This is a genomic window from Neorhizobium sp. P12A (assembly GCF_008365395.1).
GTDB lineage: Bacteria > Pseudomonadota > Alphaproteobacteria > Rhizobiales > Rhizobiaceae > Rhizobium.
Map to the genome: position 1 here is coordinate 1 of NZ_QOVX01000070.1, position 1,565 is coordinate 1,565.

Annotated in this window: 1 protein-coding gene and 1 pseudogene; both read left to right on the top strand. The window is 58.3% G+C overall.

Annotated elements, in window-relative coordinates; all coding sequences use genetic code 11:
- Positions 1–148: 148 nt before the first annotated feature.
- Positions 149–613, top strand: a pseudogene (locus DTW90_RS36900) (IS110 family transposase); the annotation flags it as partial.
- 428 nt (positions 614–1,041) lie between these two features.
- On the top strand, positions 1,042–1,560 hold the full coding sequence (locus DTW90_RS36905; protein ID WP_188080198.1) for a PAS domain S-box protein: 519 nt from the start codon (positions 1,042–1,044) through the stop codon (positions 1,558–1,560).
- Positions 1,561–1,565 lie beyond the last annotated feature (5 nt).

Genomic DNA, 1,565 nt, shown 5'->3' on the forward strand with positions numbered 1-1,565 from the left:
AGCGGACGGAAGTCGCCATCGGCTGCTCGGTCCTCAATAGAATGATGGCATGCGCACGCCCGAAATCCGTCCGCTGCAAGACTGCAACGCCGTAGCAACAGCATCAAAGACGGAATGCCGTTCTTTCAACGACCCGCGCACCAAAGCCATTGAAGCTGAGATTGCCAAACTCGACAAGGAGATCCTCGCCATACATCGCAAGGATGACGTCAGTCTTCGTCTTGCCTCGATCCGGGGCATCGGGCCGATTACGGCGTCGTTTCTATCGGCAAGTATTCCGGATCCGGGCCTTTTCGAGGGTGGACGAGAGTTCGCGGCATTCCTGGGGTTGGTGCCTCGACAATATTCGAGCGGCGGCAAGCCGATGCTTGGCCGGATCTCCAAAATGGGCAACCGGCATTTGCGAAAGCTCTTGGTGGTCGGAGCGCATGCGGCTCTCTACAGCATCAAGAATGGCAAAACCAAATCGCCACTGGTGGACTGGGCAAGAGCCTTGCTGGCGAAGAAATCCTTCAAGCTTGTGGCTGTCGCTCTGGCGAATAAAATGGCGCGCATCGCATGGGCGATCATGACCAGAGCCGGGAGCTATGAAGCAAACCTGGCAACGCAATAAGCAAGACGTTGTTCGAATTGCCGTTGGGCACAAAAGTTGGCGGCGTGACGAAGGAGTGATGTGAAGGCACAAGCGGAATGGACTGTACGAACCGAAGTACCCGTGGCATCGTATAGCGCGGCAAAGCGCGGTAAGTTGATAGGGATCGGTTTGAGCGCAAAACATCAGGGCCAGCGGTCATATCAAACCGCGCTTACAGGCCGGAGACATGACTGCACCCGACCCGCCAAGCTCAAACATCGCCTAAATCACCTTGCCAAGCGGGCGCCATCCAGACATTGCGATGCCCCAGCGTCCCTACAGCATGTCCCTGTGCTTCAAAGGCGCACCGACGAACGCCGAGGCCTCCGCCTGCAAGCCGCCTCGCGCTGCTTGCCTACCCGATGGAAAGGCGAGATAATTGTTCGTCAATCTTCAAGGCGCTGACCATGGCCGCGTTCGATCCGATGACGGAAATTGATGCCGCTCAGGTGATCGACGCGGCGGCAGAGAGTATGCTGGTGACGACGGCCGAGCTCGACTGGCCGGGTCCTACAATCGTGTACGTCAATCCCGCATTTGAACGAATGACCGGCTGGCACCGGACCGAGGTCATCGGAAAGACGCCGCGCCTCCTGCAGGGTCCTGAGACGGACGGGTCGGTATTCGAAAACCTCCGATCACAGCTCGCGGCCGGGCGGACATGGGAGGGCACTGCCGTAAACTATCGCAAGGATGGCAGTACATTCATGATGGAGTGGTCCATCGTTCCCCTTCGGGATGAGGCTGGCAAGATCCGCCAATATCTGGCGGTGCAGCGCGACGTCACCGCCCGCATCGAAGTCAACCGCGCGGCTTTGGTGCGCGGGTCGTTGAAGGAACGGCATTCCGTCTTTGATGCTGTTGCTACGGCGTTGCAGTCTTGCAGCGGACGGATTTCGGGCGTGCGCATGCCATCATTCTATTGAGGACC

Bases quoted from the DNA above. Each gene is read 5' to 3' on its own strand.
- DTW90_RS36905 (WP_188080198.1), top strand. From the start codon at position 1,042: ATGGCCGCGTTCGATCCGATGACGGAAATTGATGCCGCTCAGGTGATC.